The 4,771-nt window shown below is 71.3% G+C and carries 5 protein-coding genes and 1 pseudogene; all 6 read left to right on the top strand.

Annotated features, from left to right (window positions below; all coding sequences use genetic code 11):
• Positions 1-92: pseudogene (locus tag ACFY10_RS50565) on the top strand (shikimate kinase); the annotation flags it as partial.
• Positions 89-1,180: a 3-dehydroquinate synthase gene (gene aroB / locus ACFY10_RS50560; protein WP_390672179.1), complete on the top strand. Its 1,092-nt coding sequence runs from the start codon at positions 89-91 to the stop codon at positions 1,178-1,180. The pseudogene ACFY10_RS50565 and the gene aroB, both read left to right, overlap by 4 nt.
• A gap of 165 nt (positions 1,181-1,345) precedes the next feature.
• Positions 1,346-2,203: a Pro-rich N-terminal domain-containing protein gene (locus ACFY10_RS50555; protein WP_390672178.1), complete on the top strand. Its 858-nt coding sequence runs from the start codon at positions 1,346-1,348 to the stop codon at positions 2,201-2,203.
• A 177-nt stretch (positions 2,204-2,380) separates the two neighbouring features.
• Positions 2,381-3,487 carry an aminopeptidase P family protein gene (locus ACFY10_RS50550; protein ID WP_390672177.1) on the top strand — a complete coding sequence of 369 codons (1,107 nt, stop codon included), beginning with the start codon at positions 2,381-2,383 and terminating at the stop codon, positions 3,485-3,487.
• A 51-nt stretch (positions 3,488-3,538) separates the two neighbouring features.
• Positions 3,539-4,105 carry an elongation factor P gene (gene efp / locus ACFY10_RS50545; RefSeq protein ID WP_020117452.1) on the top strand — a complete coding sequence of 189 codons (567 nt, stop codon included), beginning with the start codon at positions 3,539-3,541 and terminating at the stop codon, positions 4,103-4,105.
• A 2-nt stretch (positions 4,106-4,107) separates the two neighbouring features.
• A complete protein-coding gene (gene nusB, locus ACFY10_RS50540; protein WP_030946863.1) occupies positions 4,108-4,542 on the top strand; it encodes a transcription antitermination factor NusB in 435 nt (144 codons plus the stop codon).
• The last annotated feature ends 229 nt before the right edge of the window (positions 4,543-4,771 follow it).

Genomic DNA, 4,771 nt, shown 5'->3' with positions numbered 1-4,771 from the left:
AGGTCGCCACGGCCGTCGTCGCGACCGACGGCCGTACGCCCGAAGAAGTCACCCAAGTCGCCCTGGATGCACTGGAGTTGAAGGAAGCATGAGCGAGGCAGTCACCCGGATCCAGGTCGGCGGTACCGCGGGCAGCGAACCGTACGAGGTCCTGGTGGGGCGTCAACTGCTGGGCGAACTGGGCGGGTTGATCGGCGACAAGGCCAAGCGGGTCGCCGTCGTCCACCCCGAGGCGCTCGCCGAGACCGGTGACGCGCTCCGTGCCGACCTGGCCGGGCAGGGCTTCGAGGCCGTCGCCATCCAGGTGCCGAACGCGGAGGAGGCCAAGACCGCCGAGGTCGCCGCCTACTGCTGGAAGGCGCTCGGCCAGTCCGGGTTCACCCGCACCGACGTCATCGTCGGCGTCGGCGGTGGCGCCACCACCGACCTCGCCGGGTTCGTGGCCGCCACCTGGCTGCGCGGGGTGCGCTGGATCGCGATCCCGACCACCGTGCTGGCCATGGTGGACGCCGCGGTCGGCGGCAAGACCGGCATCAACACCGCCGAGGGCAAGAACCTCGTCGGCGCCTTCCACCCGCCGGCCGGTGTGCTCTGCGACCTGGCAGCTCTGGACTCCCTCCCGGTCAACGACTACGTCTCCGGGCTCGCCGAGATCATCAAGGCCGGCTTCATCGCCGACCCGCAGATCCTGGAGCTGATCGAGGCCGATCCGCAGGCCGCCCGCACCCCGGCAGGCCCGCACACCGCCGAGCTCATCGAGCGCTCCATCCGGGTCAAGGCCGAGGTCGTCTCGTCCGACCTGAAGGAGGCGGGCCTCAGGGAGATCCTCAACTACGGGCACACCCTGGGCCACGCCATCGAGAAGAACGAGCGCTACCAGTGGCGGCACGGCGCCGCGGTCTCGGTCGGCATGCACTTCGCCGCCGAACTCGGCCGTCTTGCAGGCAGGTTGGACGACGCCACCGCGGACCGGCACCGCACGGTCCTCGAATCGGTCGGCCTTCCTCTCCGCTACCGCTACGACCAGTGGCCCAAGCTGCTGGAGGCGATGAAGGTCGACAAGAAGTCCCGCGGCAACCTGCTGCGCTTCATCGTCCTGGACGGCCTGGCCAAGCCGACCGTCCTGGAAGGCCCCGACCCGGCCGTCCTGCTGGCCGCGTACGGCGAAGTGGGCGAGTAAGTCCACCGGAGTGTCATCCGTCCGATTTGCCTTACGGGAATGGGCACTTCGGGCCGTCCCCGGCCGTTCACCAAACGGCGGCCGGGGCAGGTACCGTTCGGTAGGGAGCGGGCCTCGGGCCCCGCTGCCAGCGCCAATTGCCTGTACGAGACGGAGTGGCACCGGATGCAGCACGCAGTGGGTTCTCCGCTGCCGCCGCCCCATCAGCCGGGGCACGGACCGGCCGCCGGCTGGTCGCCGGCCGCACAACAGCCGGGTCCGCATCAGGCGGGCCCGCACCAGGGCTCCGCCCCCGTGCCCCCGCCGCCCCCGGCACCGGGCTACCCCCAAGCGCCCTCTCCTCCCGCACCGCAGCACGCCCCGGCTCCGCCGGCCCCGGACACCACCGGACACGTCCCGCTGCCACCCGGCGGCCCCGTCGCCATGCCCAGCGCACCGCCCGCCACCACAGCGCCCGACCTCACCGCCACGACCCTCGCGGTGCTGCTCATCGGCCCCGCGGGCGCCGGCAAGACGAGCGTCGCCAAGTACTGGGCGGACCACCGCCGGGTCCCCACCGCCCACATCAGCCTCGACGACGTACGCGAATGGGTCCGCTCCGGCTTCGCCGACCCCCAGTCCGGCTGGAACGACCACTCCGAGGCCCAGTACCGCCTGGCCCGCCGCACCTGCGGCTTCGCCGCCCGCAACTTCCTGGCCAACGGCATCTCCTGCATCCTCGACGACGCCGTCTTCCCCGACCGCCCGGTCGTCGGCCTCGGCGGCTGGAAGCGCCACGTGGGTCCCGGCCTCCTCCCGGTCGTCCTCCTCCCCGGCCTGGAGATCGTCCTGGAACGCAACGCAGAACGCTCCGGCAACCGCCGCCTCACCGACGAGGAGGTCGCCCGCATCCACGGCCGGATGGCGGGCTGGTACGGCTCGGGCCTCCCGATCATCGACAACAGCCAACTCGACGTCCCCCAGACGGCAAGAGTGCTGGACGACGTACTGGCAAGATCGATCGCAAGCCCGCCGAGCTGGTAGCCGCAGGGGGAGTGCACCTCCCTCAGGGGCGCGGGGCTGCATCGATGTGCGGCTTCGCCGCGTGGGCGCGACCAGCCCCCACCCACCCGCACCCGGCACGCCACCCCAAGCGGCACCCCCATCCCCCAATCGGCACCCCAACCGGCACAAATCCCCCACCGCTCCTACGCTCATCTCATGTCAGAGGTGTACGCACTCCGCCGAGCAAGGCTTAGAGAACGCTGCAAGGCCGGCGGCAGCCAATCGGCGCTGATTTCTCGGCCCGCCAATGTCCGCTACCTCGCGGGCACCGCCCCACGGGGCGCCGTCCTGCTCCTGGGCAAGACCGACGACCTGCTGCTGTGCGCCGGCCCACCGGAGGACCGCCCGGCCGAGGGCAGACCGGACGAGGCGCTCCGCGTGCAGACCCTGCCGGGCAGCGCAGGCGATCCCGCGGTGGCCGCCGCCGACCTCGCCGAAGGCCAGCGAGCCGACACCCTCGCCGTGGAGGAACACCACCTCACCGTGGCCCGGCACCGGGAGATCCGCTCGGTCGTCCCACGGCTGCGCCTCACCGACCTCGGCGGAGCCGTCGAGCAGCTCAGGGTCGTCAAGGACGAGGAGGAGATCTCTTGCCTCCGCATCGGCGCCGAAATCGCCGATCAGGCTCTCGGCGAACTCCTGGAGTCGATCCTCGTCGGCCGCACGGAACGGCATCTCGCCCTCGAGCTGGAGCGCCGCCTCGTCGATCACGGCGCCGACGGGCCTGCCTTCCCGACCTCCGTCGCCACCGGCCCCAACGCCGGCAGACGGGCCCACCGGCCCACCGACCGCCGCGTCGAGGAGGGCGACTTCCTCTCCGTCTGTCTGGGCGCCGCCTACCGCGGCTACCGCTGCGAGATCGGCCGCACCTTCGTCATCGGCACGTCCCCCGCGGACTGGCAGATCGAGCTGTACGACCTCGTCTTCGCCGCCCAGCGCGCCGGACGGGAGTCGCTGGCGCCCGGCGCGGCCTGCCGCGATGTGGACCGCGCGGCACGTCAGGTGCTGGATTCCGCGGGGTACGCGGAGGGGCTTCCGGCCCTGACGGGGCACGGCGTGGGGCTCGAAATCGATGAGGACCCGCAGCTGGCCCCTGCGGCCATGGGTAAACTGGACGCTTGCGTGCCGGTCACCGTCGAACCGGGGGTCCACCTCCCGGGCCGGGGCGGCGTCCGGATCGATGACACGCTCGTCGTCCGCCCCGAGGCGGACGGCGGACCCGAGCTACTCACCATCACGACCAAGGAGCTGCTCGCACTCTAGGCAGGTGCGTGCGCCGGGGTCGTCCACGTCAGTCCAGGAGATTCCGCAACCGTGGCTTCCACGAACGACCTCAAGAACGGCCTTGTGCTCAAGCTCGAAGGCGGCCAGCTGTGGTCCGTCGTCGAGTTCCAGCACGTCAAGCCCGGCAAGGGCCCGGCCTTCGTGCGCACCAAGCTCAAGAACGTGCTCTCCGGCAAGGTCGTCGACAAGACGTTCAACGCCGGCGTCAAGGTCGAGACGGCCACTGTCGACAAGCGCGACATGCAGTTCTCGTACATGGACGGCGAGTACTTCGTCTTCATGGACATGGAGACCTACGACCAGCTCATGGTCGACCGCAAGGCTGTCGGCGACGCCGCCAACTTCCTCATCGAGGGCTTCACGGCCACCGTCGCGCAGCACGAGGGCGAGGTGCTCTTCGTCGAGCTCCCGGCCGCCGTCGAGCTCGTCGTCCAGGAGACCGAGCCGGGCCTGCAGGGCGACCGCTCCACCGGCGGCACCAAGCCCGCCACCCTGGAGACCGGCCACCAGATCCAGGTCCCGCTCTTCATCACCACCGGTGAGAAGATCAAGGTCGACACCCGCACCAGCGACTACCTCGGCCGGGTGAACAGCTAACCGTGGCTGCCCGCAACACGGCCCGCAAGCGCGCCTTCCAGATCCTCTTCGAGGGCGACCAGCGCGGCGCCGATGTCCTGACGGTCCTCGCGGACTGGATCCGGCTCTCCCGGGACGACACCCGGCAGCCACCGGTGAGCGAGTACACCATGCAGCTGGTCGAGGGCTACGCGAAGCACGCGAAGCGCATCGACGAGCTGATCGCGCAGTACTCGGTCGGCTGGACGCTGGACCGGATGCCGGTGGTGGACCGCAACGTCCTGCGCCTCGGCGCCTACGAGCTGATCTGGGCCGACGAGATCCCGGACGCCGTCGTGCTGGACGAGATGGTGCAGCTGGCGAAGGAGTTCTCCACGGACGAGTCGCCCGCGTTCGTCAACGGCCTGCTGGGCCGGCTCAAGGAGCTGAAGCCCTCACTGCGCCGGGACGAGGCGTAACGACCTGGGGCACCGGGTCGTAAGAGGCAGGCATCGCCAGGGGGCCCGCAGCGTGACTGCTGCGGGCCCCCTGGCGTTCCCGTACCTCCGCGGCCCCCGAAGGCCGCAGAAAGCCGCCGGGGTGGGCGGGACCCGGGTGTTGCGGCCCCCCCCGCGGGCCCGTTGTTGGGTGAGCCCCCCGGGGGGGGAGGGGGTGTGAGTACGCATCGGGGGGGGCCGCCCCGGGCGC

The organism is Streptomyces sp. NPDC001401 (genome assembly GCF_042895385.1).
Classification (GTDB): Bacteria; Actinomycetota; Actinomycetes; order Streptomycetales; family Streptomycetaceae; genus Streptomyces.
This window is presented reverse-complemented; position numbering and strand designations above follow the sequence as displayed.

Excerpts from the sequence above, each read along its gene's own strand:
- aroB (WP_390672179.1), top strand. The coding sequence starts at position 89 with ATGAGCGAGGCAGTCACCCGGATCCAGGTCGGCGGTACCGCGGGCAGC.
- ACFY10_RS50550 (WP_390672177.1), top strand. The coding sequence starts at position 2,381 with ATGTCAGAGGTGTACGCACTCCGCCGAGCAAGGCTTAGAGAACGCTGC.
- ACFY10_RS50555 (WP_390672178.1), top strand. The coding sequence starts at position 1,346 with ATGCAGCACGCAGTGGGTTCTCCGCTGCCGCCGCCCCATCAGCCGGGG.